Source organism: uncultured Microbulbifer sp. (genome assembly GCF_913055755.1).
Lineage (GTDB): Bacteria > Pseudomonadota > Gammaproteobacteria > Pseudomonadales > Cellvibrionaceae > Microbulbifer.
On the sequence record NZ_CAJXKH010000156.1, the window covers coordinates 1 to 4,113 of the forward strand.

The 4,113-nt window shown below is 59.3% G+C and carries 3 protein-coding genes; 2 read left to right on the plus strand and 1 reads right to left on the minus strand.

Annotated features, from left to right (window positions below):
* Window positions 1-258: 258 nt before the first annotated feature.
* Both QZ511_RS16430 and QZ511_RS16435 read left to right on the plus strand, forming a co-directional pair.
* Window positions 259-1,803, plus strand: coding sequence for an FMN-binding glutamate synthase family protein (locus QZ511_RS16430; protein ID WP_295804136.1), 1,545 nt, complete (start codon window positions 259-261; stop codon window positions 1,801-1,803).
* A 16-nt stretch (window positions 1,804-1,819) separates the two neighbouring features.
* Window positions 1,820-3,061 (plus strand): sodium:proton antiporter, encoded by a 1,242-nt coding sequence (locus QZ511_RS16435; protein ID WP_295804139.1) that lies wholly within the window; start codon window positions 1,820-1,822, stop codon window positions 3,059-3,061.
* A gap of 385 nt (window positions 3,062-3,446) precedes the next feature.
* Here the strand turns inward: QZ511_RS16435 and tdh are convergent.
* Window positions 3,447-4,113 (minus strand): L-threonine 3-dehydrogenase (gene tdh / locus QZ511_RS16440; RefSeq protein ID WP_295804140.1); only part of this gene is annotated, 667 nt, incomplete at its 5' end.

Below are 4,113 nucleotides of genomic sequence, written 5' to 3' on the forward strand. Positions count from 1 at the left end.
CTCAAGCAGCCAGCCATCATTTTCACGGGTACTGACCTGATCCACGAAGCGCCCGGCCAGATTACTGATGGCGCCTCGGCCCTTGTGGGCTCTGGGCTGGTTGGTAGGGGAGTCGTTGGCCACGCTGCTCTCGAATCATGCTGTATGTTTGTACAGTTTATTGCCCGTCCTGGGGCTGTGCAAGCGGCGCTGCGAGCACGTACAATGACCGGATAGTTTTGTTGTGCGGTCAACTGGTTTAAAAGCAGGGAACAGGGAATGGATCTTCAGGCTGTCGCGGCGATTTACGCTTTTGCCGTCAAGGTATTGCAGATATTTGCCATGTTATTTGCCTTCGGGCTGGTGGTGCTGGTGCTGTATGTGGTGTACCTGTACCTATCCGACGTGAGTCAAACCAAGCAGGCAATCCGGCGCAACTTCCCGGTGCTGGGCCGCTTCCGCTACCAGTTCGAGCATCTTGGCGAGTTCTTCCGCCAGTACTTTTTTGCCCTCGACCGGGAGGAGATGCCATTCAACCGCGCCCAGCGCAGCTGGGTTTACCGGGCCGCCAAGAATGTGGATTCCACACTCGCGTTCGGCTCCACCCGGCCGCTGAACCAGCCCGGGGATATCGTTTTTCTCAATCATCCTTTCCCCACCCTGGCCAAGGATGCGGTGCCGCCGCGGGAGGTGACCGTTGGTGTAGGGGTGGCGCGCCGCCCCTACACCACCCGTTCCATTTTCAATATCTCCGGTATGAGTTTCGGTGCGCTGTCGGTGCCCGCGGTCAGAGCACTGTCCCGCGGGGCGGCCAAGGCCGGTATCTGGCTGAATACCGGGGAGGGGGGCCTGTCACCGCACCACCTGGAGGGTGGTTGTGACATCGTGTTCCAGATAGGTACTGCCAAATACGGGGTGCGCGACGAGAACGGCCTGCTGTCCGATGAAAAGCTGAAGGCGGTGGCGGCGCACGAGCAGGTGAAAATGTTCGAGCTGAAGCTCTCCCAGGGCGCCAAACCGGGCAAGGGAGGGATCCTGCCTGGCGTCAAGGTGACCCCGGAAATTGCCCATGTACGCGGTATCCCGGTGGGCATGGACTCCATCAGTCCCAATGGGCACCCGGAGTTTCGCCATGTGGACGGCCTGCTGGATATGATCCAGCGTATCCGCGAAGTGACCGGCAAGCCCACCGGCTTCAAGTGCGTGATCGGCAACAGCGACTGGTTGCACGACCTGTGCGAGGCGATCCAGAAGCGCGGCCCTGAATCGGCACCGGACTTTATCAATATCGACAGCGCCGATGGTGGCAGCGGCGCGGCGCCCCAGAGTCTGATGGATTATATGGGGCTGCCGCTGAACCGCAGCCTGCCACTGGTGGTGGACCTGCTGGCGCAATACGGCCTGCGTGACCGGATCAAGATCATCTGCGCCGGCAAACTGCTGACGCCGTCGATGGTGGCCTGGGCGCTGGCGATGGGCGCAGACTTCGTGAACTGCGGACGCGGTTTCATGTTTGCACTCGGCTGTATCCAGGCCATGCAGTGCAACAAGAATACCTGCCCTACCGGCGTCACCACCCACAACCCGGATTTGCAGCAGGGGCTGGACCCTGTGGACAAGGCGGAGCGGGTTTACAACTATGCGCACAACATGGAACACGAGGTTGGCATCATCGCCCACTCCTGTGGCGTGCCGGAGCCGCGCATGTTGCGCCGTGCCCACGTGGAAGTGATCAACGAGCGCGGCACCCCGGTGCCGCTCTCGGAGCTGGTGCCGGATGTAAAACCCAAATCGGTGATCGCCTCGGATCGGGGCGCGAGCTAACAATCGGGAGAGCGCAATGGAAGGCGTAACAACACTGGTGGGGCAGGGACTGTACATGGCCCTGGCCGCAGTGATCGGCCTGGGGATTGCCCGCTTATTGAAAAGGGACAATACCCTGGGCTGCCTGGTTGCCGGCGTGCTGGCCGGCTTTCTTTTACCGATCATCAATTACGATACCGGACTGCGAGCGGAAAACCTGCACCAGCTGGTGTTTTTTGTCATTCTGCCGGTACTCATCTTCGACTCCGGTTGGAGAATCGACCCGCAACGGTTGCTCCGCTGGCTCGGCCCCATCCTCCTGTTTGCCACCCTCGGGGTGGTGATCTGCATGCTGATTACGGCGAGCCTGGTGTATTACGGTATTTACCATCCGGAAGGGTTTCCGTGGATTGCGGCCCTGTTGACCGGTGCCATTCTGGCTGCAACCGACCCGGTTTCGGTGGTGGCGCGGCTGCGCCAGACCAATGCCAATGATGAACTGTTGACCCTGGTTGAGGGGGAGAGCCTGTTTAACGACGCTGCGGCGGTGGTGCTTTTCTCATTGATCGTGGGGGTGGCCAGTCACAGTGCGATGGAAGGGGCGGTAGCGACGGGGGAGCTGGTCCAGGGCTTCGGAAATTTTGCGCTGTACTTTTCCGTGGTCTTTTTTGGCGGCCTTGCCGTTGGCGCCATATGTGGCTTGTTAACCGCAATTGCGGTGCTGTTTCTCGGTTCTGCCGGGGCGGCGCTGGTGGTGCTGATCTTGGCGGCCTTCGGCAGTTTTTATCTTGCGGAACATATTATTGGCGTTTCCGGAATTCTCGCGGTCATGGTCTGCGCCATTGTTACCCGCGCCTGCCTGCGGGAACAGTATGCAACCTATCTCGCCCACGCGGAACCCACCTGGGAGTGGCTGGGGCTGCTGTTCCAGGCGCTAATCTTTGTGATCATGGGACTGGTGATCACGTTTGAAATGTTCACCCAGCAGTGGCTGGCAATGATCATTGCCATCGTCGCGGCAATTGGTGCGCGGGCGTTGACGGTCTTCCTGATTTCACCGATGGCGAGATTCGTGGGTCCGCCGATCGCGAAGGACTGGCGTTTGATATTGAGCTGGGGCGGTTTGCGAGGGGTGATCGCGGTGGCGTTGGTGCTGTCGCTGCCCACGGAATTGCCTTACTGGTGGACGGTACAGTCGATGGTATTTGGGGTGGTGCTGTTTTCCCTGCTGGTACAGGGGACAACCAGCACGCGATTGATCAGGAAGTTGGGGTTGTAGCGGATTCTATACGTGCTATGTGCCAGTCCTGAAAGTGTGGAAGTTGGCTGGTCTGGTTTTCACCTTTGCGCGAATAGTACAGGTGGCCTGCCAGACCGAGCAGGATCAAGGCGAAGATGATAACGCCGATAACCCGTAGCATTGTATTTCCTCCAGAATTTTTTTAGCCGACACAGCCGTATTTACTTACAGGGTACACTGTTAGATGCGAAGGTCGGGCATCGGGCAACGGTTTTCGAAAGGGTCGGCGCCATGGACGGCGCCGACGCAGCTTACAGGGATGTATTCAAGGGGGGCGCCTAGCCCGCTTTCGAAAACCGTTGCCTGGTGACCGACCGCCACCGCACTGGATTCAAAGACACCGGCGGAAGCTACAAAGTAAATATCACTGCCAGTTCAGGATGACCTTGCCGGACTCCCCGGAACCCATGGTGTCAAAACCCTGCTGGAACTCGTCCACCGAGAACTGGTGGGTGATGATCGGGGACAGGTCGAGGCCGGACTGGATCAGGCTGGCCATCTTGTACCAGGTCTCGAACATCTCGCGGCCGTAGATGCCCTTCAGGATCAGGCCCTTGAAGATTACCTGGCTCCAGTCGATCGCCATCTCGCCCGGGGGAATCCCCAGCATCGCAATCTTGCCGCCGTGGTTCATGGCAGACAGCATGTCGCGGAAGGCCACGGCAACGCCGGACATCTCCAGACCCACGTCAAAGCCCTCGGTCATGCCGATGTCTTTCATCACGTCCGGGAGCTTTTCCCTGCTGACATTCACGGTGCGCGTAGCGCCCATCTTCTTCGCCAGCTCCAGGCGGTAATCGTTGATATCGGTGATCACCACATGGCGCGCACCCACGTGACGCGCCACGGCGGCGGCCATGATGCCGATGGGGCCGGCGCCGGTAATCAGTACATCTTCACCCACCAGGTCGAACGACAGTGCCGTGTGCACCGCATTGCCGAAGGGGTCGAAAATGGAAGCCAGTTCGTCGGAAATATTGTCCGGGATCTTGAATGCATTGAGCGCGGGGATCACCAGGTATTCGGCAAAC